This window comes from Nocardioides sp. Soil796 (genome assembly GCF_001429525.1).
GTDB lineage: Bacteria > Actinomycetota > Actinomycetes > Propionibacteriales > Nocardioidaceae > Nocardioides.
This window is the reverse complement of sequence record NZ_LMSQ01000020.1, coordinates 322,894-346,289: the sequence shown is the minus strand read 5'-3', so window position 1 is coordinate 346,289 and position 23,396 is coordinate 322,894. Positions and strand designations below refer to the sequence as shown.

The 23,396-nt window shown below is 70.6% G+C and carries 26 protein-coding genes; 15 read left to right on the top strand and 11 right to left on the bottom strand.

Translation table 11 applies throughout. The features are described 5' to 3' along the window. Positions 1-37: 37 nt before the first annotated feature. Complete coding sequence (locus ASH02_RS22765) at positions 38-892, top strand: alpha/beta fold hydrolase (RefSeq protein WP_057295498.1); 855 nt, start codon at positions 38-40, stop codon at positions 890-892. 65 nt (positions 893-957) lie between these two features. Here ASH02_RS22765 and ASH02_RS22760 read toward each other — a convergent pair whose 3' ends face one another. Further along, complete coding sequence (locus tag ASH02_RS22760; RefSeq protein WP_057295497.1) at positions 958-1,608, bottom strand: glyoxalase; 651 nt, start codon at positions 1,606-1,608, stop codon at positions 958-960. 246 nt (positions 1,609-1,854) lie between these two features. After that, a complete protein-coding gene (locus tag ASH02_RS22755) occupies positions 1,855-2,562 on the bottom strand; it encodes a GntR family transcriptional regulator (RefSeq protein WP_057295496.1) in 708 nt (235 codons plus the stop codon). Positions 2,563-2,697: 135 nt separating this feature from the next. Here ASH02_RS22755 and ASH02_RS22750 point away from each other — a divergent pair, with 135 nt between their 5' ends. The 5 genes from ASH02_RS22750 to ASH02_RS22730 are packed head-to-tail and all read left to right on the top strand — an operon-like array spanning position 2,698 to position 7,014. Continuing rightward, positions 2,698-3,927, top strand: a complete 1,230-nt coding sequence (locus ASH02_RS22750) for an NRAMP family divalent metal transporter (protein WP_057295495.1) — start codon at positions 2,698-2,700, stop codon at positions 3,925-3,927. Between the two features lie 5 nt (positions 3,928-3,932). Next, complete coding sequence (locus tag ASH02_RS22745; protein ID WP_057295519.1) at positions 3,933-4,712, top strand: LamB/YcsF family protein; 780 nt, start codon at positions 3,933-3,935, stop codon at positions 4,710-4,712. Further along, complete coding sequence (pxpB, locus tag ASH02_RS22740; protein ID WP_057295494.1) at positions 4,709-5,317, top strand: 5-oxoprolinase subunit PxpB; 609 nt, start codon at positions 4,709-4,711, stop codon at positions 5,315-5,317. The genes ASH02_RS22745 and pxpB overlap by 4 nt, the downstream gene beginning before the upstream one ends. A gap of 4 nt (positions 5,318-5,321) precedes the next feature. Beyond that, on the top strand, positions 5,322-6,212 hold the full coding sequence (locus ASH02_RS22735) for a biotin-dependent carboxyltransferase family protein (protein WP_057295518.1): 891 nt from the start codon (positions 5,322-5,324) through the stop codon (positions 6,210-6,212). Then, positions 6,202-7,014, top strand: a complete 813-nt coding sequence (locus ASH02_RS22730) for a putative hydro-lyase (protein ID WP_057295493.1) — start codon at positions 6,202-6,204, stop codon at positions 7,012-7,014. Before ASH02_RS22735 ends, ASH02_RS22730 begins: the two co-directional genes overlap by 11 nt. On the opposite strand, the gene ASH02_RS22725 is transcribed toward ASH02_RS22730, so the two are convergent. Then, entirely contained in the window at positions 6,999-7,604 is a 606-nt protein-coding gene (locus ASH02_RS22725) for a TetR/AcrR family transcriptional regulator (protein ID WP_057295492.1), read from the bottom strand. The two genes, ASH02_RS22730 and ASH02_RS22725, sit on opposite strands and share 16 nt — an antisense overlap. A gap of 80 nt (positions 7,605-7,684) precedes the next feature. Between ASH02_RS22725 and ASH02_RS26280 the strand changes: the two genes are divergently transcribed. The 4 genes from ASH02_RS26280 to ASH02_RS22710 all read left to right on the top strand — a co-directional run bounded on the left by ASH02_RS26280 (position 7,685) and on the right by ASH02_RS22710 (position 10,083). After that, positions 7,685-7,837, top strand: a complete 153-nt coding sequence (locus ASH02_RS26280) for a hypothetical protein (RefSeq protein WP_156388754.1) — start codon at positions 7,685-7,687, stop codon at positions 7,835-7,837. A 14-nt stretch (positions 7,838-7,851) separates the two neighbouring features. Next, the gene (locus tag ASH02_RS22720) at positions 7,852-8,577 is read left to right on the top strand and encodes a ParB N-terminal domain-containing protein (RefSeq protein ID WP_057295491.1); all 726 of its coding nucleotides are present in this window, start codon (positions 7,852-7,854) and stop codon (positions 8,575-8,577) included. 61 nt (positions 8,578-8,638) lie between these two features. Next, positions 8,639-9,184, top strand: coding sequence for a SigE family RNA polymerase sigma factor (locus ASH02_RS22715; protein WP_056683776.1), 546 nt, complete (start codon positions 8,639-8,641; stop codon positions 9,182-9,184). Beyond that, on the top strand, positions 9,181-10,083 hold the full coding sequence (locus tag ASH02_RS22710; protein WP_156409838.1) for a hypothetical protein: 903 nt from the start codon (positions 9,181-9,183) through the stop codon (positions 10,081-10,083). The genes ASH02_RS22715 and ASH02_RS22710 overlap by 4 nt, the downstream gene beginning before the upstream one ends. A gap of 6 nt (positions 10,084-10,089) precedes the next feature. On the opposite strand, the gene ASH02_RS22705 is transcribed toward ASH02_RS22710, so the two are convergent. The 6 genes from ASH02_RS22705 to ASH02_RS22680 all read right to left on the bottom strand — a co-directional run bounded on the left by ASH02_RS22705 (position 10,090) and on the right by ASH02_RS22680 (position 15,042). Continuing rightward, entirely contained in the window at positions 10,090-10,980 is an 891-nt protein-coding gene (locus ASH02_RS22705) for a universal stress protein (RefSeq protein WP_057295489.1), read from the bottom strand. Beyond that, positions 10,977-12,476: an APC family permease gene (locus tag ASH02_RS22700; protein WP_057295488.1), complete on the bottom strand. Its 1,500-nt coding sequence runs from the start codon at positions 12,474-12,476 to the stop codon at positions 10,977-10,979. The genes ASH02_RS22705 and ASH02_RS22700 overlap by 4 nt, the downstream gene beginning before the upstream one ends. A gap of 126 nt (positions 12,477-12,602) precedes the next feature. Continuing rightward, positions 12,603-13,214 (bottom strand): dihydrofolate reductase family protein, encoded by a 612-nt coding sequence (locus ASH02_RS22695; RefSeq protein ID WP_056683764.1) that lies wholly within the window; start codon positions 13,212-13,214, stop codon positions 12,603-12,605. 111 nt (positions 13,215-13,325) lie between these two features. Further along, the gene (locus tag ASH02_RS22690) at positions 13,326-13,949 is read right to left on the bottom strand and encodes a maleylpyruvate isomerase family mycothiol-dependent enzyme (RefSeq protein ID WP_057295517.1); all 624 of its coding nucleotides are present in this window, start codon (positions 13,947-13,949) and stop codon (positions 13,326-13,328) included. A gap of 176 nt (positions 13,950-14,125) precedes the next feature. Beyond that, complete coding sequence (locus tag ASH02_RS22685; protein ID WP_200950092.1) at positions 14,126-14,623, bottom strand: SRPBCC family protein; 498 nt, start codon at positions 14,621-14,623, stop codon at positions 14,126-14,128. Between the two features lie 41 nt (positions 14,624-14,664). Further along, entirely contained in the window at positions 14,665-15,042 is a 378-nt protein-coding gene (locus ASH02_RS22680; protein ID WP_056891643.1) for an ArsR/SmtB family transcription factor, read from the bottom strand. Between the two features lie 142 nt (positions 15,043-15,184). On the opposite strand from ASH02_RS22680, the gene ASH02_RS22675 reads away from it, so the two are divergent. The 3 genes from ASH02_RS22675 to katG are packed head-to-tail and all read left to right on the top strand — an operon-like array spanning position 15,185 to position 20,265. After that, positions 15,185-17,545 carry an ATP-binding cassette domain-containing protein gene (locus tag ASH02_RS22675; protein ID WP_056891642.1) on the top strand — a complete coding sequence of 787 codons (2,361 nt, stop codon included), beginning with the start codon at positions 15,185-15,187 and terminating at the stop codon, positions 17,543-17,545. A gap of 55 nt (positions 17,546-17,600) precedes the next feature. Continuing rightward, positions 17,601-18,017, top strand: coding sequence for a Fur family transcriptional regulator (locus ASH02_RS22670; RefSeq protein ID WP_082599567.1), 417 nt, complete (start codon positions 17,601-17,603; stop codon positions 18,015-18,017). 49 nt (positions 18,018-18,066) lie between these two features. Beyond that, complete coding sequence (gene katG / locus ASH02_RS22665) at positions 18,067-20,265, top strand: catalase/peroxidase HPI (protein WP_056891641.1); 2,199 nt, start codon at positions 18,067-18,069, stop codon at positions 20,263-20,265. 104 nt (positions 20,266-20,369) lie between these two features. Here katG and ASH02_RS22660 read toward each other — a convergent pair whose 3' ends face one another. Together ASH02_RS22660 and ASH02_RS22655 are read right to left on the bottom strand one after the other, a co-directional pair. Continuing rightward, a complete protein-coding gene (locus ASH02_RS22660) occupies positions 20,370-21,608 on the bottom strand; it encodes an SRPBCC domain-containing protein (RefSeq protein WP_056891640.1) in 1,239 nt (412 codons plus the stop codon). Further along, a complete protein-coding gene (locus ASH02_RS22655; RefSeq protein WP_056683746.1) occupies positions 21,605-21,904 on the bottom strand; it encodes an ArsR/SmtB family transcription factor in 300 nt (99 codons plus the stop codon). The genes ASH02_RS22660 and ASH02_RS22655 overlap by 4 nt, the downstream gene beginning before the upstream one ends. A gap of 116 nt (positions 21,905-22,020) precedes the next feature. Here ASH02_RS22655 and ASH02_RS22650 point away from each other — a divergent pair, with 116 nt between their 5' ends. Both ASH02_RS22650 and ASH02_RS22645 read left to right on the top strand, forming a co-directional pair. Further along, entirely contained in the window at positions 22,021-22,602 is a 582-nt protein-coding gene (locus ASH02_RS22650) for a dihydrofolate reductase family protein (RefSeq protein WP_056891639.1), read from the top strand. A 44-nt stretch (positions 22,603-22,646) separates the two neighbouring features. After that, entirely contained in the window at positions 22,647-23,309 is a 663-nt protein-coding gene (locus tag ASH02_RS22645; RefSeq protein WP_056891638.1) for a hypothetical protein, read from the top strand. Positions 23,310-23,396 lie beyond the last annotated feature (87 nt).

The window sequence follows — 23,396 nt, the reverse complement described above, 5'->3', positions numbered from 1 at the left end:
CCCGTCCCGTCCCACCCCTGCAGAGAACGGATCAGCCATGACCTTCGAGCGCTCCACCTTCACATCGCCCGTCGACGGGATCGCGCTGGCGACCTACGCCTGGAACGACGCGGCGCAACCCCGCGGCGTGGTCCAGCTCGCGCACGGTGTCGCCGAGCACCTGGCCCGCTACGACCGGCTCGCCACCGCGCTCAACTCCGCCGGCTACCTTGTGCGCGGCCTCGACCACCGGGGCCATGGCAAGTCGGTCACCGACGTGCCGGGCGACTTCGGTGCGGCCGGCTTCGACGGCCTGATCACCGACCTGGCGGCGTACGGCGCCCGGCTGCGCGAGGACCACCCGGACCTGCCTCTCTTCCTGGTCGCCCACTCGATGGGGTCGTTCGCCGCCCAGGCCGCGATCCTCGAGCACGGTGCGCAGTACGCCGGCGTGGTGCTGTCGGGCTCGACCGCGCTCGACGTGCTCGCGGCCGGGCTGGCCCAGTCGGAGGGACCGGTCGGCCTGGAGGCGTTCAACGCCGCCTTCGAGAACCGCACCGGGTACGAGTGGCTCTCCCGCGACGAGGCCGAGGTCGACGCCTACGTGGCCGACCCGCTGTCCGGCTTCGACCTGCCCGAGGAGACGGTTCCCGCCCTGTTCGGTCCGGCCGCGCGGCTCGCCGACCCGTCAGCCGTGCGCGGCGACCTGCCGATCCTGATCGCCTCCGGCAGCGCGGACCCGTTGGCCGGCGGAGGCGACCTGGTCCAGCTGCTCGGGCAGCGCTACCGCGACGCCGGGCTGGGCGACGTGACCGTCCGGGTGTACGACGACGCGCGCCACGAGATCTTCAACGAGACCAACCGCGACGAGGTCACCGCCGACGTGATCGCCTGGCTCGACCAGCACGCCTGAGCTGCCCACGGTCGTGAGCGCGTGGGCGTCGGCGAGGGCACGCTGCCACGCGGGGTGGCACACGGTCAGCCGTTGACGGGCCGGCGCGGTACGTCGACGGGCACCGACTCCCACGTGAAGCCGTCGGGGTCGGTGAACGCACCCGCAGCAGTGCCGATCACGACGCGGTGCGAGCCCTCGCCCTCGAGTGGCACACCTGCCACCTTGGCCAGCGCCTTGCGGCCGTTGAGGGCCAGCGTCACGCGCCCGGCACCGGCCTCGAACTCGACGTACTTGCGGCCGAAGCTCTTCGCCACCTCCAGGCCCTGCTCCTCGTAGAATCTCTTGCTCGCCAGCACGTCGTCGGCGCCGATCAGCAGCACGACGGAGTCGATCCTGCGGGTCGCAGGGCCGTGGTTCTTCTTCGACGAGGAGGCGATCTGCCAGATCGTCCCGTCGGGGGCGCGGAGCACGCCGCCGTACCCCCAGAACGACTTGGCGACCGGCTTGAGCACCTCGGCGCCGGCCTCGATCGCGGTCTCGGCCAGGGCGTCCACGTCGGCGGGCTGGGAGGTGATGAGGGACAGCGTGAAGCCGCGGAACCCGGAGGTCGCGGCGTCGGTGGCGCGCAGCTGCAGCAGGCTGCCGGGTCCGGAGAGTCCGAACGCGGCGTCGTAGAAGTCGGTGGCGGTGGCGAGGTCGTCGACCTCGAGGGTGAAGGTGTCGATGGAAGTCATGCCCGCAACGCTAGGCGCGCCCCGCGGGCGGTGCTTCTCGATTCCTGACCGATGCCGCACTCGCGTCCGGGTCAGGTCGTCCAGCTCGCTCAGCGCGAGCCTCCTGTTCATTTCAACAGTCAGTTCACGCCTCTGGGGCGGCCGCTGAGCGGTGCCGTGCCCTGGACCCGGGCGAACTGCAGGTTGAAATGAACAGCTTGCTCATCTCGGGCTGCCCGCAACTCACTCACGTCGAGTGAGGAGTGATCAGTCGAAGACGGCGACCAGCTGGGACTCGGCCGCGTCGAGGTAGGCGGCCAGGGCCTGCGCCGCGGCCTCGAACTCGCCGTCGGCGAGGTGGCCCAGGATGCGGCGGTTGTCGGTGAGGTAGGGCTCGTGGAAGGTCTGCGGCGCCGCCATGACGTGGAAGACCAGGCGCAGCTCGGCGAGCACGTGGCGCATCGCCTCGTCCACCCGCGGGCTCTGCGCGAACAGTGCGATCGCCTGGTGGAAGGCCATGTTGGCGGTGCCGACGTCGACCCAGTTCCCTTGTGTGGCTGAGGATTCTCCGTCTTCGACCGCTCGGCGCACGGCCTCGACGGCGGTACGGCGTACGGCCTCCTCGGTGCGGGTCGCGTGACGCAGCGCGCCGCACTCGAGGATCCGCCGGAACGCGTAGAGGTCGCGCACGTCGTCGGCGTCGAGCTTGCGGACGAAGACGCCGCGGTTGAACTCGTGGACCAGCAGGCGCTCGTGGGCGAGCAGCCGGAACGACTCACGCAGGGTGTTGCGCGAGACCCCGAGCGCTGCGCCGATGTCCTCCTCGGAGAGACGGGTTCCGGGGGGCAGTCGACCCTCGGTGATCCGGGTCCGCAGCACGTCGGCGACCCGGCGCGCGGTGCTGGCCCGCCCCAGTGAGGCGCGCTCGGCACCGAGCTCCTCGACCCACCCGATTCCCCGCTCGTTCGTCGTCACGCGGACAGTCTAGACAGATGGGGGTATTGACGAATTGTTCAACAATCCCTCATTCTGGTGTGACCCCCATCTCCACGAGCACAGCCCGAGGGCAGCGAACAGGTCAGACCGGACCCCGACAGCAAGGCGAGTTCCATGGACAACGGCACGACGACCACCCCACCGAACCCGGTGGCCGCACGGGCGGGACGCGGTGCCCTCCTCGGCGCCATGTTCCTGATGGCCACCAGCGCGATCGGCCCCGGCTTCATCACGCAGACCACGGTCTTCACCCAGCAGCTCGGCGCGGCGTTCGCGTTTGCGATCCTGCTGTCCATCGTCGTCGACATCGCGGTCCAGCTGAACGTGTGGCGCGTCATCGGCATCGCCGGGATGCACGCCCAGGACCTCGCCAACAAGGTCATCCCCGGCGCCGGCTGGTTCCTGGCCGTCCTCGTGTTCCTCGGCGGCCTGATCTTCAACATCGGCAACATCGGCGGCACCGCTCTGGGCATGAACGCGATGTTCGGCCTCGACGTGAAGATCGGCGGCACCATCTCCGCGATCATCGCGATCGGCATCTTCCTCAGCCGCCGCGCCGGCGTCGCCATGGACCGCATCGTCGTGGTGCTCGGCGTGCTGATGATCGGCATGGTGCTCTACGCCGCGATCGCCTCCGACCCGCCCGCGGGTGAGGCACTCAAGCAGACCGTCCTCCCCGACGACGTCGACTTCCTGATCATCACCACGCTCATCGGCGGCACCGTCGGCGGCTACATCACGTACGCCGGGGCGCACCGCCTGGTCGACTCCGGGATCACCGGGACCGACAGCATCCGGATGATCAGCCGCGGATCGGTCACCGGCATCCTGGTCACCGGCGTCATGCGGGCGCTGCTCTTCCTGGCCATCCTCGGCGTGGTCTCCGGTGGCGTGGCACTGTCCGACGCCAACCCGACGGCGTCCGCGTTCGAGCACGTGATGGGCGACGTCGGTGTCCGTGTCTTCGGCGTGATCCTGTGGGCAGCCAGCATCACCTCGGTGGTCGGCGCGTCCTACACCTCCGTGTCGTTCTTCTCCGGTGCCTTCAGGGGCTCGAGCAAGAATCGCAACTACGCCGTCGTCGCGTTCATCGCGGCCTGCGCGGTCGCGTTCCTGGCCCTCGGCAAGGCGCCGGTCACGCTCCTCGTCCTCGCCGGTGCCCTCAACGGCCTGATCCTGCCGGTCGGCCTGGCCGTCATCCTGTGGGTTGCCTTCCGGCGTTCCGGGGACCTGCTGGGTGGCTACCACTACCCGAAGTGGCTGCTGGCGGCCGGCGTGCTCGTCTGGATGCTGACGATCTACCTCGGCTGGGAGTCGCTGGGCGGGATCAAGGACCTGTGGTGACCGAGATGACTGACCTGACGATCGACCTCAACGCCGACCTCGGTGAGAGCTTCGGCCAGTGGACCCTCGGCGACGACGACGCGCTGCTCGACCTGGTCAGCAGCGCCAATGTGGCCTGCGGCTTCCACGCCGGAGACCCGACCGTGCTGCGGCGTACCTGCCAGGCGGCCGCCGACCGCGGCGTCGTGATCGGCGCCCAGGTCGGCTACCGCGACCTGGCCGGGTTCGGCCGACGCTTCATCGACGTGGCGCCCGACGAGCTGACCAACGACGTGCTCTACCAGATCGGCGCGTTGGAGGCCTTCGCCCGTGTTGCCGGCACGAGCGTGCGCTACGTCAAGCCGCACGGCGCGCTCTACAACGCGATCGTGCACCACGAGGAGCAGGCGGCCGCGGTCGTCGACGCCGTACGCCGCTACGACCCGTCCCTGCCGGTGCTCGGCCTGCCCGGGTCGGCGTGGCTGCGCCTGGCCGACGAGGCCGGACTCACCACGGTGCCCGAGGCGTTCGCGGACCGCGCCTACACCCCCGTGGGCACGCTGGTCTCGCGCCGCGAGCCCGGGGCGGTGCTGCACGACCCGACCGAGGTGGCACAGCGCTGCGAGCGCATGGTCACCCGCCACGAGGTCGAGGCCGTCGACGGCTCCGTCGTCGAGGTGCGACCCGGATCCCTGTGCGTGCACGGAGACAGCCCCGGTGCGGTGGCGATGGCGACCGACGTACGCCGCCGCCTCGACGAGGCCGGTGTGCGTATCGCGCCGTTCGTCGACGGGCCGGGCTCGTGAAGCTGCTGCCCTGTGCCGACCAGGGCGTCCTCGTCGAGCTGGCCGACCTCGACGAGGTGCTCGCGTTGTACGCCGAGCTGGTGGACGCACCACCCGAGGGAGTGGTCGACCTGGTGCCCGCGGCCCGCACCCTCCTGCTGCGCATCGACCCGCAGCGCACCGACCTGCGCCGGGTCGCCCGCGCCGTCCTCGCCGCCGACCCGCGCAGCGGCACCCGGCCCGACGCCGGCCACGTCGAGGTGCCGGTCACCTACGACGGCGAGGACCTGGCCGAGGTGGCCCGCCTCACCGGGCTCGGCGAGCGCGGCGTGATCGAGGCCCACACCAGCCAGGAGTGGACCGTCGCGTTCTGCGGCTTCGCTCCCGGCTTCGGCTACCTCGTCGGCACCGACGACAGGCTCGAGGTGCCGCGCCGCAGCACGCCCCGCACGAAGGTGCCGGCCGGCGCCGTGGCCCTGGCCGGCGAGTTCACCGGCGTCTACCCGCGCGAGTCGCCGGGCGGCTGGCAGTTGATCGGGCACACACCGGTCCAGGCGTGGGACCTCGACCGTGACCCGCCGGCCCTGCTCTCCCCGGGCATCCGCGTGCGCTTCGTGGAAGCGTGAAATGATGTGCACCCTCGAAGTCATCACGCCGGGTCCGTTGGCCACCCTTCAGGATCTCGGCCGCCCCGGCCTGGCCGCCCTCGGCGTCGGGCAGTCCGGAGCCGCCGACACGCACGCCTTCGGGTTGGCGAACCGGCTTCTCGGCAACCCCGCGGAGGCCGCGGCCATCGAGGTCACGTTCGGCGGGCTCGAAGTGGCGGCCCGCGGCGGCGGCACCTACGTCGCGTTGACCGGGGCACCGTGCCCGATGACGCTCGACGGTCGCCAGGTGGCCGCGAACTCCGTGATCTGGATGCCCGACGGCGCCACGCTGCGCCTCGGCGTACCGACCAGCGGGCTGCGCAGCTACCTCGCGGTGCGCGGCGGCTTCGACGTGCCACCGGTGCTGGGCTCACGCTCGACCGACGCGCTCGCCGGGGTCGGTCCGGACCCGCTGGCCGAGGGTGTCACGTTGCCCGTCGGCACCCCGACCGGCGAGCTGCCGGACGTCGACCTGGCGCCGGTCTGCCCGCCGTCCGACGACGAGGTCGTGCTCCGCGTCGTGCCCGGCCCGCGGGCTGACTGGTTCACCGACGAGGCCCTCGCCGCCCTGGTCGGCGGCTCCTACGAGGTCACCGCCGAGAGCAACCGGATCGGCATGCGCCTGTCCGGGGAACCGCTCGAGCGTGCTGTCGACGGCGAGCTCTCCAGCGAGGGCATGGTGCGCGGCGCCCTCCAGGTGCCGCCGTCGGGCCAGCCCACCCTCTTCCTCGCCGACCACCCGGTCACCGGCGGCTACCCGGTGATCGCCGTGGTGGTCGCCGCCGACCTGCCGCTCGCTGCGCAGGCCCGCCCCGGGCAGCGCGTCAGGTTCACCCGCACGACCGTCCCTGGAGGAGACTTCGATGACCTCTGATCTGCCCGCCCCGGTCCTTCCCGAACAGCCGGCGTCCCTCTCCCCGGAGGCGGCGCGCGCCCTGTTCCGCGGCGGGCTCCGGGTGCCGACCTCCGGCTGGAGCGCCGGCTGGACCCAGGCCAACCTGATCGCGTTGCCGCGCGACCTGGCCTATGACTTCCTGCTCTTCGCGCAGCGCAACCCGAAGCCCTGCCCGGTGCTCGACGTGACGGAGGTGGGTGCGTCCAGCAGCCCGCTCTTCGCCGGCGATCTGCGCACCGACCTGCCGGCGTACGTCGTCTACGAGCACGGCGAGCCGGTTGCCGAGGTCGACGACGCCACCGAGTTCTGGCGCGACGACCTGGTCGCGTTCCTGATCGGCTGCTCGTTCACGTTCGAGGCGGCCCTCGGTGAGGCCGGCGTACCGGTGCGGCACATCGAGCAGGGCCGCAACGTGCCGATGTACCGAACCTCGGTCGACTGCCGCCCGGCCGGCAGCCTGTCGGGGCCGATGGTGGTCTCGATGCGGCCGGTCCCGGCCGCTCAGGTGGCGACCGCGGTGCGGGTGACGTCGCGCTATCCCTCCGTGCACGGGGCGCCGGTCCACGTGGGCGATCCGGCCGCTCTCGGCATCACCGACCTCGACGCGCCCGACTTCGGCGACCCGGTGGAGATCCGCGCCGGGGAGGTGCCGGTCTTCTGGGCCTGCGGCGTCACCCCGCAGGCGGCCGTCATGGCGTCGCGACCGCCCTTCGCGATCGGGCACGCGCCCGGCCACATGGCGATCACCGACGCCCGCGACAGTGCCTACCTCGTGCCCTGACCCACGAGCGCCAGCTCGACCAGGCTCCGGGCCGCGGCGTGCGCGGCTTCCGCGGCGCCGGCGGCACCGGCGATGGAGTAGGCGACGATCGCACCCTCGTGCAGGCTCAGCAGCTGGACGGCGAGTGGTTCGGGTTCCGCGATCCCTGCGTGGGTGAGGGTCGTCCGGAAGTGGTCGAGCAGCCAGGTCTTCTCCTCCACGATCAAGTCGCGGCCGGGGTGGTCGGCGTCGTGCAGCTCTCCGAAGGCGTTGATGAAGCTGCACCCGCGAGCGCACTCGTCCAGCCAGAGCGGGAGCACGTCGAACGGCACCAGGACGCGGGAGACGGGGTCAGCGCCGCCCTCGTCGAGGCGGGTGGCGATCATCGAGCGCCAGCGACGGTCCCGTGACTGGAGGTAGGCCGCCACCAGGGCGTCCTTGGAGCCGAACCGGTCGTAGAGAGTCCGCTTCGTGACCCCGGACTCGGCGGCGATGGTGTCCACGCCGACGGCGTGGATGCCCTGCTCGTAGAAGAGGGTCGAGGCGGTGTCGAGGATTCTCCGGGCACCCGGCGTCAGTGAGTCGAGGTCGACCGTGGGGGTGGCGGGCATTCTCCGAATCTCCTGGCATTCACAGATCTGTGTACTTAGGGTGGAAGCAACTTCACAGATCAGTGTACCAAGGAGGAGTGATGGGACCGAGGATGCGACTGCTCAACAGGTGGGTGCGCGAGTTCGCGGCCGGCGTGGACGCCGGTCATGCCATCCGGCACGGTCGTCGGGTGCCCGCCGACTCCGCGGCCAGGCACCACCGGCCCGGACGGGGAGCGCGATGGGACAGCTGAGGTGGCGCAGGCGGATGACGACCCTGATCCCGCTGTACGACGCCCTGGACGCCTTGGGCGATGCCGGGACGATGGGGCGACACGAGGGCATCGTCCCGCTCGACGCGGTGGTCGGCAGTGCGGCACGCGCCCAGGACTTCGACGAGGACTTCGGTCTCACCAACCCGGCGTTGCGCGGCCGGCGGGACGGGCTGGCCGCGATGCTTCGTGCCGGTGAGCCCCTGGGGCCGGTCGACCTGGTCCAGCTGGGCGAGCTCTACTTCGTGCGCGACGGGCACCACCGCGTCTCGGCGGCCAAGACCCTGGGCTGGGACAGCCTGCCGGCGAGGGTCACCCGAGTCTGCACGGTCGCCTACGCGATGTGCTGCCTGCGCAGGTCACACCTGCCCAGCAAGGCGGCCGAACGCAGGTTCCTGGAGCGCGTGCCGCTGCCCGACGACGTACGCCGTGACCTGTGGCTCGACGCCCCCGCCGACTGGGCCCGGCTGGCGGACTCGGCCGAGGCGTGGGCGCATCGCACACGCGGCAGCAGGTGCGGGCCGGCCACGGTCTCCGACCTCGCGGCAGCGTGGTGGCGCGACGAGGTGGTCCCGGTCCTCGACCGGCTGCGCCCTCGAGTCACGCCGGACCTGCGCGACGTGGAGGTCTACGTCACCGCGCTCGCGGCGCGGGATCGACTCGGGACGCTGGACTGGCCCGAAGACCTCGACGAGCTTCTCGCCACGAATCGGCGGTCCTGAAGCAACCCTTTGCCGGGGTCGCGTCTCGAACCATGATGAAGACCGACCCACGAGGAGACCGATGTTCGGGAGCACGAGGAGTGCCGCCCGCGAGGGCTACACCGCCTTTGCGCAGGAGTCGCAACAGCGACTCTTCCGGCAGGCCTACCTGCTCGCCGGTGACCGTGCCGGCGCCGAGGACCTGGTGCAGAGCACGCTCACCGCGTTGTACGTCGCCTGGCCGCGCATCAAGGACCCCGCGCCGTACGCCTATCGCACCCTGTTGCGCGAGTTCCTGCGCACCAAGAAGCGCGGTGACCGCGAGCGGGAGCTGCACCGACTCGGTGACGGCGCGGTTCCCGACAGGGACCCGTCGCGCTCGCTGACCGTGCTCGACGCGCTGGCCGCGCTGCCGGACCGGATGCGGGCGGTGGTGGTGCTGCGCTACTGGGAGGACCTCAGTGTGGAGCGCACCGCCGAGCTGCTGGGCACCAGCACCGGGAACGTGAAGTCGACCGCGAGCCGCGGGCTCGCCCGGCTGCGGGACCTCCTGGGTGAGGGCTTCGAGGAGCACGCCGGGGCAGCCGCGCCGGACGTGCCGACCCGTGTGAGAGAGGACCTCCGATGACGTCACCTGAAAACTTGCGCGAGCGGATCGCGCACGAGCTCGACACCCTCGCCCCGACCGACGTCGTGGCCCGGGCCCGGTCGGCGGGCGAACGGCGGCTGCGCCGACGTCGGGTGAGCACCGGCGTGGCCGTGCTGAGTGTGGCGGCCCTCGCGGTCGGTGGCCATGTGGTCGGCACGAACGACCCGGCACCTGGTTCCGATGACCGGGACCAGAGCGTGGCCGTCGATCCGGCCACCGCCCCCGACCTGCGTGACACCGCGACGGCGGTCATCGCCGATGCCCGCGCCGACGGCAAGGTCACCGAGAAGGAGTGGAACGACGTCCTCGATGCCACCTTCGACGCCCTGCTGCCGAAGCGCTTCGACGGCGTCGACCAGGTGCACCGGCGTGACGGGATCACCGTTCTCCGCACGCGCGGCGACAATCCTCGCTTCGACTCGGGCATCGGGATCCAGGGCTACGAAGGCGCGCGCTCACACCAACCCGGGTACGGCGGCTGCGACGGCCTCCGTGAAGTCGCCGCCGAGGCCAACTTCACGTGGGAGATCGTCGACTGTGCGGACGGCACGACCGGTGGGGGCAAGCTGGTCTACCTGGCCGACCGCGAATTCTCCGCGCTCGGCAACCACTCGTCGAACGACGAGTCCGACCCGGATGCTCCCGTGGGTCATGGGGCAGCGGTGATCGTGCTCGGCGACAACTTCTTCCTCGAGTGGGGGATGTTCGCTCACCCCGACGAGAACGCACAGATCGCGTTCACCGCCGACGAGATGGCAGCGGTCGTCAAGGACCCGCTGTTCCTCGACGCCGCCGAGGCGGGGACGACCTACTTCGCCCAGCGGCCGCGCGACCCCCGATCGGCGACGGTGGACGTCGACCCGGTCTGGCCCCGCTGACCCGGCCTACTGGTCGGCCCGGCCGCGCAGGCGGGGAAGCACGATCACGGGCACCGGTGAGTGGCGCAGGATGCGCGCGGCGGTGGAGCCCAGGAACACGCTCGCCATCGGCCCGTGCTGGCTGGAGCCGATGACGAGCAGGTCACCCTGCTGCCACTCCGGCACGCGGACCGTGTCGGACCAGCTCTCGGCCTCGGCAATGCGGGTTCCGGCCACTGTCACGTCGCGCGCCCGCAGTCGGTCGGCGATCTCACGGTGCGCCTGGGCGACCTCCTCCCTCCATGCGCGGACCACACCGCTCGACACGAACGCGGCGTTGGCCGAGCGCTGACGCACCAGGAACGTCACGATCTCCACCTCGACGCCCAGGTGTCCGGCGAAGGCGGCGACCTGGTCCGCGAGGGCCACGTCGCCGCGGGTCGGCTCGACCGCGAGCACCACCCGGCGTACGTCGCCGTCGTCCTGGTAGCCGCGGGGCGCCAGCGCCACCGGCACCGCCGAGCTGTGCACGAGGCGGTCGGTCGTGCTGCCCAGCGAGATCCGGCCGACTCCACCGACTGTCGCCGACCCGGCGACCAGGAGCTCGGCGTGGCGGCGGGCGCCCTCGTCACGCAGCACCTGCGGCACCGAGCGACCGGTGCGCACGACGGTCTCGGCGGTGACCTCCGCGGGCAGCACCTCGCGGGCCGCGGCGATCGCCTCCTTCGCCGAGCTCTGCAGGTGCGCGCGCCACTCCGCGTCGACGTGGTGGGCGTCGCGCAGACCGGGTGTGTCGAAGGCGTCGTGCACCACGCAGCACAGCACGAGCGGCAGGCCGGTGGAACGGGCGAGCTGCCCGGCCAGGCGGAGGCCCGCCGTGCTGCGGACATCGGGACCGAAGCCGACGACGATGCTCACGCGGTCGCCTCCTCGGCCTCGGCCTTGGCTCGCTTGCCGACCCGGGAGTGCCGGAACCCGTAGAACGCATAGACCACGAAGCCGAGGAGCAGCCAGACCAGGAAGCGCAACCAGGTCTCGACCGCGAGGCTGGCCATCAGCCCGACGCAGCACACCACGGACGCGATCGGCACGAGCGGCACCAGCGGCGTGCGGAACGGTCGCTTCATCTCCGGCTGGGTACGGCGCAGTACGGCGACCGCGACCGAGACCACGACGAACGCGAACAGGGTGCCGATGCTGACCATCTCGGCCAGGACCGAGATCGGGATCAGGCCGCCGAGAAGGGCCACCGCGCCCACCGTCAGCGACGTCATCAGCACCGGGGTGCCCCACGTCGGGTGCACCCGGCTGAACACGGGTGGCAGCAGGCCGTCGCGGGCGATCGCGAACCCGATCCGGCCCATCGCGACGAGGTCCACCAGGATCACCGAGCAGAGGCCGGCGACGGCCGCGATGCCGACGAGAATCCCGGCCCAGGCCAGGCCGACCTGGTCGAACACGTCGGCGACGGCGTCACCCTCGGACAGGTTCTTGTAGCTGACCATGCCGGTCAGCACCAGGCACACGCCGACGTACAGCAGGGTGCAGATGCCGAGGGTGCCGAGCAGGCCCATCGGCATGTCGCGCTCGGGCTTCTTGGTCTCCTCGCCGAGGTTGGCCACCGCCTCGAAGCCGCTGTAGGCGAAGAAGACCACGGCCGCGGCGACGAACACGCCGGCGACGCCGTACGTCGAGGGCTCGATGCCGGTGACGAACTGCCACAGCGGGGCGGTCAGGGAGCCGGAGTCGCTGTCGCCGGGCCGGGACTTCGGGATGAACGGGGTCAGGTTGTCGGTCTTGACGTAGAAGAAGCCCGCCGCGATCACGAAGAGGCAGACGATGACCTTGATCGCGACCAGCCCGTTGGTCACCCACTTGGACTCGCGGATGCCGCGGATCGCGACGTACCCGAGCACGAGGGTGATCGCGATCGCGCCGACGTTGATGACCGAGCCCTCCTCGCCGAACCACTTCTGCGGGAGGTCGAAGACCCCGGCGACGTAGCCGGACCAACCGCGGGCCACCACCGCGGCACCGAGGGCGAACTCGAGGATGAGGTCCCACGCGATGATCCAGGCGAAGATCTCGCCGATCGTCGTGTAGGCGTAGGTGTAGGAGCTGCCCGCGGTCGGCACCGCCGCGGCCAGCTCGGCGTAGCAGAGGGCGGCCAGCAGGCTGACGAAGCCGGCGATCAGGAAGCTGATCACCACCGCCGGGCCGGCGTTCTCCTTGGCCTGCAGGCCGGTCAGGGTGAAGATGCCGGTCCCGATCACGATGCCGATGCCGAACCCGATCAGGTCACGGGCCGTGAGGTCCTGCTTGAGGTGGCCTGCGTGCTCGTCCTCGGGGTCTGCCTCGTTCTGGTGGATGACGTCGTCGACGTGCTTGGTGCGAGTGAGGTCCGAGAGTCTCATCACTCGACGGTAGGACATACCAAGCAACTTCCGCCACGTTCGGGCGGCCTCGCCGCGTCGCCCCCGGAGCTCGGCCGGAAGTTCGGCCGGGAGCTCAGCCGGGGGCGTCTCCAGGGTCCTCCAGGGTCAGAGGCCCGGGCGTCGGTAGGTCAGGTGCGTGACGTGCCGGGTGTGTCGCACCGACGCGATCTCGAGGGCGATCGGTGGCACGCCGGCGAAGACTCGCGAGCCCTCGGCGACGGGGTCGCCGGCGGTGAACGGCACCACGTGCAGTCGCAGCTCGTCGATCAGGCCGAGGGCCAGGCACTGGTTGACCGTCTGGGCGCCGCCGGTGACCGACACGTTGCGGTCGCCCGCCTGTGCCTTGGCCTGCGCCATCGCCGACTCGACGCCGTCGGTGACGAAGTGGAACGTGGTGCCGCCCTCCATGGGGATCGACTCCCGCGCGTGATGGCTGACCACGAAGACCGGCCCGTGGTAGGGCGGGTCCTCGCCCCACCAGCCCTTCCACTCGGGGTCGTGCTCACCCCTGCCGGCGGTGAACATGTTGCGTCCCATGACGAAGGCACCGGCGTCGACGATCGCGGCGACCTCGGCTGCGTTCTCGTCGCCGTGCTCGAACATCCAGGCGTGCAGCTTGTCGACGGGGAAGTCGCCGAACGGCTGCTCGAGTCGCTGGTTGGGCCCGGACGAGTAGCCGTCGAGGGTGATGCCGAGGTCTGCGTGGACGAGGCCCATGTGTTGCTCCTTGGGGGTGGTGGTGGGTCGAGCGCTGGGTGGGTGGTGGGTGGAGCGCTGGGTGGGTGGTGGGTGGAGCGCTGGGTGGGTGGTGGGTGGAGCGCCGGGTGTTCAGAGTGTCCTGGCGAGTGTGCCGAGGCCGGGGCCGGTGAGCTCGTCGAGGGCGCCGGTTCGTCGGGACACGGCCAGGAGCAACGAGAGCGCGGGACCGGTGACCTCGGGACCGTCGCCGATCGACACGTCGGCGTCGGTCGCGACCAGTCGTACGCCGGACACCGCCTCCCTGGCTCCACCGAACGCGCCCTTCGTGCCGACCTGGTGCAACAGCGCGCCGGCCACTGCGGCGACCGGGTAGGCGCGGGTGATGCCCAGAGGGCGGCGGATGTCCTCGCCGTGCACGATCTCCTCGACGATCCGGCTGTCGAGCGGCGCGGGCGGGGTCGACGTACGACCGATCACCTCGCGGAGGGCCGACAGGGTCTGCTGCGGAGTGGCGCCCCTGTGCCGTCGTACGCCGTCGGCGTTCTGCCGGTCGAAGTCGAAGCGGGCGCGGGCCATGGTGGCCAGGAACCCCAACCGGGTGGTGCGCGCGACGTCGACGAGGTGGGCGGCGACGTCGTGCACGCTCCAGCCCGTGCACAGCGACGACTGCTCCCACTGGGCATCAGTGAGGCCCTCGAGGTCCGCGACCAGCGCGGCCCGCTCCGTGTGCACGATCGGCCAGACGTCTCCCACGATCACTCCTCCTCCGGAACCTTTGGCGATCAGACCACGGGTGCCGGCAGAAATCATCGGCCGAGCTGCGCAGAACCTCGTGAATGCACGATTCCTGTCGCGTTTCGGAGAGAACCGGACAGGAATCGTGCGCTCAGGAACAGAGCGGGAGCTCGGGTCGATCAGCCCTTGGTGAGTCAGCCCTTGGCGAGCAGGTCGTCGATCTGGTTGATCGCCGAGCTGGCTCCTTCGACGACACCCATGTCGAGCACCTGCTGCAGCGCCTCGGCCGACGCGTAGGTCGCGACGTAGGTGGCCTTGGTGCCGGCCTCGGTCGGCGCGAGGGCGTAGACGTTCGTCGAGACCGGCATGCCCTCGATCACGTTGAAGTCCTCGTCGGCGAAACCGTCGACGAAGCTGAAGCTGTGGGGCTCGTCGACCTCGGTGATCTCCCAGAATCCGGCGTGCTTCTCGCCCTCCGGCGAGGTCAGGAAGTACGTCGTACGGGCGCCGGGGCGCAGCTCGTGGTCGACGAAGGTGGCCGGGTAGGACGGCGGGCCGAAGACCTGCTCGAGCTGGCGCGGGTCGGCGTACACGTTCCACACCCGCTCCACCGGGGCGGCGAACTCGGCGTGGATGGTGAGGGTCAGGTTGTCCAGGTCGTGGCTGACGTCGGTGACGGGCATGGTTCTCATTCCTTCGATTCTTTGGGTGGCGGGGGTGGGGTGGCGGGGGATTACTGGGGTGGGGTGGCGGGTGGAGAACTGGGTGGGGTGGTGGGTGTCTTGAGCAGTTCGTCGATCCGGGCGATGCGGCCGCGCCAGACGCCTTCCAGCTCGGTGAGCATGGAGCCCACCGAACGGATCGCCTCGACCTCGCCGCTCGCCAGCTGCTCGCGACCATTGCGTCGCTTGCTGATCAGGCCGGCTCGTTCGAGGACGGCGACGTGCTTCTGCACGGCCGCGAAGCTCATGTCGTACGACGACGCGAGGGCGGTGACCGAGTGTTCTCCGGCCAGCACCCGCCGCAGGATGTCGCGGCGGGTCCGGTCGGCCAACGCATGGAACATGGCGTCTGCCCTGTCCTCGTCGGCGTCCCGGTCCCGTGTCGTCATGGAAGAAACATACAACCAGGTGGTTGTACGTGGTCAAGGGGTTGTCCGAAGTTCCCGGTGATCACGAATCGAGAAGCGCGGTTCCCGGTGTCCTGCTTGGATTGGGGCTGGTTGGACTGCACCGCCCGAGAGATGGAGAACGATGACCCAGCACGTCGCCGACACCCACGACCTGATCCGGGTCCACGGGGCTCGGGAGAACAACCTCAAGGACGTCAGCATCGAGCTGCCCAAGCGCAGGTTGACCGTCTTCACCGGGGTCTCGGGCTCGGGGAAGAGCTCCCTTGTCTTCGCCACGATCGCGGCCGAGTCGCAGCGCATGATCAACGAGACCTACAGCACCTTCGTGCAGGGGTTCATGCCCAACCTGGCCCGCCCCGAGGTCGACAACATCGAGGGCGTGACCACCGCGATCCTGGTCGACCAGGAGCGCATGGGTGCCAACGCCCGCTCGACGGTCGGTACGGCGACCGACGCCAACGCCATGCTGCGCGTGCTGTTCAGCCGCATCGGTGACCCGTTCATCGGGCCGCCGACCGCCTTCGCGTTCAACGTGCCGACCCGCAGGGCCGGCGGCGTGATGAGCACCGAGAAGGCCGGCGGCAAGGTCGAGAAGAAGGTCGTCAAGAACGCCGTCTACCTCGGCGGCATGTGTGCCGAGTGCGAGGGCCGCGGCACCGTCTCCGACCTCGACCTCGCCGAGATCTACGACGGGTCGAAGTCGCTGGTCGACGGCGCGATCCTGGTGCCGGGCTACACCGCCGACGGCTGGATGGTCGCCGCGTTCAAGGTCGCGGTGCCGGCCGACGTGCCGATCTCGAAGTTCACCGACGAGCAGCTCCAGGACTTCCTGTACGCCGAGCCGCGCAAGGTCAAGGTCGACAAGATCAACGTCACCTACGAGGGCCTGATCCCCAAGATCCGCAAGTCGATGTTCAGCAAGGACGTCGACTCGCTGCAGCCCCACATCAAGGCGTTCGTCGAGAGGGCCGCGGTCTTCGCACCGTGCTCCGCCTGCGACGGCACCCGGCTCAACGAGGCCGCCCGCTCGTCGAAGGTGAACGGCAAGGGCATTGCCGAGGTCTGCTCCATGCAGATCACCGACGCTGCCGAATGGGCCCGCGGCATCAATGACAAGTCCGTTGCCCCGCTCCTGGCCAACCTGCTCCACCTCTTCGACTCGTTCGTCGAGATCGGCCTCGGCTACCTCTCGCTCGACCGTCCCGCTGGCACCCTGTCGGGCGGAGAGGCCCAGCGCACCAAGATGATCCGGCACCTCGGCTCGGCGCTCACCGACGTCACCTACGTCTTCGACGAGCCCAGCATCGGCCTCCACCCGCACGACATCGCGAGGATGAACAAGCTGCTCCTCGAGCTGCGCGACAAGGGCAACACCGTGCTCGTGGTCGAGCACAAGCCGGAGACCATCGAGATCGCCGACCACGTCGTCGACCTCGGGCCCGGCGCCGGCACGGGCGGCGGCACGATCTGCTTCGAGGGCGACCTCGACGGGCTGCGCACGTCGGACACGCTCACCGGCCGGCACCTCAGCTATCGCGCGGCCCTGAAGGACGAGGTGCGCCAGCCGACCGGTGCGCTCGAGATCCGGGGCGCCTCGACCCACAACCTCCGCGACGTCGACGTCGACGTACCCACCGGAGTGCTGACCGTCGTCACGGGTGTCGCCGGCTCCGGAAAGAGCTCGCTGATCCACGGGTCGATCGCCGGGCGTGACGGCGTGGTGGTGATCGACCAGGGTGCGATCAAGGGGTCGCGGCGCAGCAACCCCGCGACGTACACCGGGCTGCTCGAGCCGATCCGCAAGGCGTTCGCCAAGGCCAACGGCGTGAAGCCGGCGCTGTTCAGCGCCAACTCCGAGGGTGCCTGCGAGAGCTGCAACGGCAACGGCATGATCTACACCGAGCTCAGCTTCATGGAGACCGTCGCGACCCTGTGCGAGGAGTGCCAGGGCAAGCGCTTCCAGGCGTCCGTGCTCGAGCTGACCTTCGGCGGCCTCAACATCGCCGAGGTGCTCGACCTCCCGGTCACCGAGGCCCACGCGTTCTTCGCCGACGGTGATGCGAAGACTCCGGCCGCGGCCGCGATCCTGGGCCGACTGGAGGACGTCGGGCTCGGCTACCTCAAGCTCGGCCAGCCGCTGAACACCCTCTCCGGGGGCGAGCGCCAGCGGATCAAGCTGGCCATGCGCATGGGCGAGAAGGGCGGCGTCTACATCCTCGACGAGCCCACGACCGGCCTGCACCTGGCCGACGTCGAGAACCTGCTGCGGCTGCTCGACAGGCTCGTCGACTCCGGCAAGTCGGTGATCGTGATCGAGCACCATCAGGCCGTGATGGCGCACGCGGACTGGATCATCGACCTGGGTCCGGGGGCGGGTCACGACGGCGGCTCCGTGGTCTTCGAAGGTACGCCGGCCGAGCTCGTCGCCGATGCGAGGACCCTGACCGGCGAGCACCTGGCGGCGTACGTCGACAAGTCGTGAAATCGATGCCCGTCCTTACTTGACTCATTCAAGAAAACGCGGAAGTGTTGGCCCTGTGACGCACACCCACGACCAGGCGCTGCGGAGCTCCGGGCTCCGTGTCACCAAGCCGCGCCTGGCCGTGCTCGACGCCATCGGCTCGCGCCCGCACGCAGACACCAACGGGGTGCTCGCCGCGGTGCGCGTCGAGCTGCCTGCGGTCAGCCACCAGGCGGTCTACGACTGCCTGAACGCGCTGACCGATGCCGGCATGCTGCGCCGCATCCAGCCCGCCGGCTCGGTGGCGCGCTACGAGCTGCGCGTCGGCGACAACCACCACCACGTGGTGTGCCGAACCTGCGGTGCGGTGGCAGACGTCGACTGCAGCGTCGGCGACGCCCCCTGCCTCACTGCTTCCGAGCACCACGGCTTCGAGATCGACGAGGCCGAGGTCGTCTACTGGGGCACCTGCCCCGACTGCTCCACCGCCTGAGCTTTCCAGAACATCCAGCAACCGACCCAGAAACGACGAAGGGATGCCCATGACGAACGACGCCGGCACCGAGATGAAAGAGATGAACGAGAGCGGCGCCAGTGGCGGCTGCCCGGTGCTGCACGACGGCGGGGCGCACCCGACGCAGGGCAGTGCCAACCAGGGCTGGTGGCCCGAGCGCCTCAACCTCAAGATCCTCGCCAAGAACCCGGCGGTGGCCAACCCGCTCGGCGGCGACTTCGACTACGCAGCGGCGTTCGAGGGCCTCGACCTGGCCGCGGTCAAGGGCGACGTCGAGTCAGTGCTGACCACCTCGCAGGACTGGTGGCCCGCCGACTTCGGCCACTACGGTCCGCTGATGATCCGCATGGCCTGGCACAGCGCCGGCACCTACCGGGTCCAGGACGGCCGCGGTGGCGCGGGCACCGGCCAGCAGCGCTTCGCCCCGATCAACTCGTGGCCCGACAACGGCAACCTCGACAAGGCCCGCCGCCTGTTGTGGCCCGTGAAGAAGAAGTACGGCAACGCCCTGTCGTGGGCCGACCTGATGGTCCTGGCCGGCAACGTCTCGCTGGAGTCGATGGGCTTCGAGACCTTCGGCTTCGCCGGCGGTCGCGTCGACGCCTGGGAGCCCGACGACGACGTCTACTGGGGCCCCGAGACCGAGTGGCTCGGCGACGAGCGCCACTCCGGTGAGCGCGACCTCGAGAACCCGCTCGCCGCCGTGCAGATGGGCCTCATCTACGTCAACCCCGAGGGTCCCAACGGCCACCCCGACCCGCTCGCCTCGGCGATCGACATCCGCGAGACCTTCGCGCGGATGGCGATGAACGACGAGGAGACCGTCGCCCTGATCGCCGGTGGCCACACCTTCGGCAAGACCCACGGTGCCGCTGACCCGGAGCCCAACGTCGGCCCCGAGCCCGAGGGTGCGCCGATCGAGCAGAACGGCCTCGGCTGGAAGAACAGCTACGGCACCGGCTCCGGTCCCGACGCGATCACCAGCGGCCTCGAGGTCACCTGGACCTACCACCCGACCCGCTGGGACAACGAGTTCTTCCACATCCTCTACGCCTACGACTGGGAGCTCACCAAGTCCCCGGCCGGCGCGCACCAGTGGAAGCCCAAGGGCGGCGCGGGCTCCGACCTGGTGCCCGAGGCGTTCGGTGACGGAAAGCGTGAGCCGCGCATGCTCACCTCCGACATCGCCCTGCGCACCGACCCGGCGTACGACGCGATCAGCCGCAGGTTCAAGGACGACCAGGCGGCGTTCGCCGACGCGTTCGCCCGCGCCTGGTACAAGCTGACCCACCGCGACATGGGCCCCGTCTCGCGCTACCTCGGCCCCGAGGTGCCCAGCGAGGAGCTGCTCTGGCAGGACCCGATCCCCGAGGCTGCAGCGCCGTCGGCCGACGCGGTCGCCGCCGCGAAGCAGCAGATCGCCGACGCCGGCCTCAGCGTCTCGCAGCTGGTCAAGACGGCATGGGCGGCAGCCTCGTCGTACCGCCAGTCCGACAAGCGCGGTGGTGCCAACGGCGGTCGCCTGCGGCTCGAGCCGCAGCGCAGCTGGGCCGCCAACGACCCGGCCGAGCTGGCGCCGGTGCTCGAGAAGCTCGAGGCCATCGCCGGTGAGACGGGCGTGTCCTTCGCCGACACCGTCGTGCTCGCGGGCAACGTCGGCGTCGAGCAGGCGGCCGCGGCTGCGGGCGCCAAGGTCGAGGTGCCGTTCACCGGTGGCCGCGGCGACGCGACGCAGGAGCAGACCGACGTCGAGTCGTTCGCCTACCTCGAGCCGCGCGCCGACGGGTTCCGCAACTACGCCGCGGCCGACCTCAAGCTGCCGGCCGAGAACCACCTCGTCGACAAGGCCAACCTGCTCAACCTGGGTGTTCCCGAGCTGACCGTGCTGGTCGGTGGACTACGCGTCCTGGGCGCCAACAGCGGCGGCTCCACGGCCGGTGTGCTCACCGACCGCGTCGGCGTGCTGACCAACGACTTCTTCGTCAACCTGCTCGACCTGGGCACCACGTGGCGCCCGGGTGACGGTCAGGGCACGTACGTCGGCACCGGTGCGGAGGGCCAGTCCTGGACCGGCACCCGCGCCGACCTGGTGTTCAGCTCCAACTCCGAGCTGCGCGCCGTCGCCGAGGTCTACGCCAGTGACGACGTGAACGAGAAGTTCGTGCACGACTTCGTCGCTGCCTGGGCGAAGGTCATGGACGCCGACCGGTTCGACGTCAAGAACTGATCCCTCACCACTCGCAGTAACGCGGGGTTACGGTCGCTCCACACGTGTCGTGACACGTGTGGAGCGACCACACCACCGCACAAGTGCCAGGGTGGGTCGTCGACTCAGGCCTGGAATGGACGGGCTCCGAGATCTGCGGCTCGGAATGCGGCGAGAGACGACCGACTCAGCTCGTCGTCGGCGTCATCTGGCTGCTGCATGAGTGCGAGGAGCGCCTCGTCGTCGCGGTCGTCGTACAGGTCTTCGCACTGACGGCACAACGTCCAGAAGGTCGGGAGCGTGTAGCCCTGTCCGAAGGCCCGGAACCCGACCTTGTCGGCCGCGAGCGGATGCAGCCAGGCGACGTCCTGGCCCTGGCAGATCGCGCACGACTGGCCGACCGCCGACTCCGGCAACCACTCGTCGTCCGGCTCGTCGGACCACGAGCCGAAGAACCGCAGCTTGGTCAGTTGCTCGACGTGGGCGGGCAGGTGGCGTGCGGCCTGGGTGACGATGGCGATCTGGCCCCACGGCATCGGCCGGTCGAGCACGACGTCTCCGTCGTGGGTGAGGTGACACGGCACCGGTGCGGCGAGCTGCTCTTCGTTCAAGCGGCCGGAGAGGTCCAGGGCGTTGCGCGACTGCGCGCGGGCAAACGCCACCAGCTCCTCGAAGGTGCCGCACCGCGCGACCAGGGCGTCGAGCACGGCGTGGTCCTGGCAGGTCTGGTTCTCGAACGCCGGCTCACCGCGGTTGATCAGGTCGCGGGCGACCGCCGCCATCGCGATGTCGTTGAGCGCCACGTGGGCGATGGTCTGTGCGGCGTCCCACCCTCCGTCGCTCGGCGCGAAGAAGCCGCCGGCCTCCGCCTCGGCGAAGAACGCGTCGTAGGCCGTGGCGAGGTCGGCGAGGCCTTCCCGCGCGCCGGGCGACGGCTCGGCCAGATGGGCGAAGTGGTCGAGCACGAAGCCCCACGCGCTCGGCCCGGCGTACGACGACCGGCGCTGGGCGGCGTCGACCCCGAACCGCTCCCAGCTGCGGTGCTCGATCTCGACGCGGGTGCCGGTTTCCGTGGCGATGAACCGCACCTCGACCTCACTGGCCTCGTCGGTGCCGCGGCCCGGGTGCCACTGCAGGACGAGTCGGTGCGGTGGCTCCCAGGTGGTCGCCTCGGCCCAGACGCACTCGTCGCCGCGCAGCGATCGCTCGACGAGGCGACCGTCCTCGAAGCCGACGGTGCCCTGCGTGCCGAACAGCCCATGCGTGGCGAGCGGCCACCAGGCCCCGATGTGGTCGGTGAACATCGCGAAAGTGCGTTCGGGCCCGTGGGCCACGTCGGCGGCACGGAGCACGGGAGTGGTCATGACTTCTCCTCGGTGTAGCGGACGAACGAGTCGAGTGCGTCGTCCCAGAACTGGTCGACCCAGGCGCGCACCCCGGCGAGTCCGTCGAGGTCGACGCGGTAGAGGTTGCGGGTCCCTTCGGTGCGCGAGCTCACCAGCCCGGCGCCGCGCAGCACCTTGAGGTGTTGGGACACCGCGGGCTGCGAGACGGGGAGCTCGTCGGTCAGCTCGCGCACCGATCGCTCGCCGCCGCGCAGCAGGGTCAGGATCTCCCTGCGTGTGGGATCGCCGATGCAGTCCAGCGCTTCATAAGCCATAACCAATGATAAGCACATAGTGATGCAGTGGCAATGGGGTCTGCCGCGATGATTCCGGGCTCGCGGCCGGGTCAGCACGACCAGGACGCCCGAACCCACGAAAGCCCAGGTGACCCATGAGCACGATCAGGCTCTACATGACCGTGTCGGTGGACGGTTTCGTCGCCGGCCCCGACGACAGTGCGGAATCGCCGCTGGGCGCCGGTGGCTTCCGGCTGTTCAACTGGCTCGACCATCGCGAGGCCCCGGGCCCGAGCGGGCAGGTGTACGCCGAGGCCCTGGCCACCCGCGCCCTCATCGCCGGGCGACGCACCTATGAGCTGGCCAACCGGTGGCAGGGCGACCACCACGACGGGGTCCCGGTCCTCGTGCTCACCCACGACGTGCCGGACGAGCCACCGCCGGGCAGCGTCCGCTACGTGACCGACGTCGACGAGTGCGCAGCGCTGGCTCGCGAGGCGGCCGGCGACGGAGACGTGATGGTGCACGGCGCGGGGGCGGCCCAGGCCCTGCTGCGCGCCGGACACGTCGACGAGCTCGAGCTGCACGTCGTACCAGTGCTCCTCGGCCAGGGCCGCCGGCTCTTCGACCACCTCCCCGCCGAGCACATCGAGCTCGAGCTGATGCGCACGCTGACCACGCCCGACCTCGACCCCGAGCACCGGGTCATGCACGTGCGCTACCGGGTCCTCCGCTGACGCCTGCCTGAGCCGCCGTACGACGCGTGCGGCAGGCTGGTGCCATGACTGCGAACGATGCCGGCGAGGTCGGCGAGCGGCTGGCTGCCTGGCTCGAGGGCCTCGGCCTGGCCGATCAGCTGGCAGAGGCGGGGCTGCCCACTTTCACCCGCGACGCCGACGGTACGGCGACCTGGACCGACCCGGCCACGGGTGAGCCGATGACCTCCGAGCAGCTCGAGGGGCTCGACGCCCTGCTCCACAACGACGGCACCGACCCGGCCCACGCCGTACCCGTCGCGCTGGTGATGCTGGCCCGCAAGGCCCGCGTCCGGGCGGAGCTGGTCGCCAGCCCCACCCACACCTACGAGACGTTGGCGACCCTGCGCGGGACGACGGTGAACGCCACCCGCTTCGCCGTGCACAAGGCCGCCGCCGACCACGCGCTCCTCGTCATCGCCGACGAGGGCCAGACGCTGGTCCCGGCCTTCCAGCTCGACACGGACGGCGCACTGCGTGCCGAGCTGGCTCCCGTCATCGGGCCACTCCTCGCTGCGGGAATGGATCCGTGGAACGCGTGGGCCTGGCTGACCCAACCGGCGGGACTGCTCGGCGGGGCGGTGCCGGAGCAGGCCGCGGTCGACCCTGAAGAGGCTGACCTGGTGGCGCACGCCGCCTGCCGCCTTGCCGAGCGCGCCGCGACCGAGCCCGATGGACAGGGTGGCTGAGTCGGGGCGTCAGCCGAGCTGTGCTCCGGCGTCCATCCGCCGCCCTGCACGCCCGTCACCTCGTCGGTGACCGGGACGGGCAGTCCG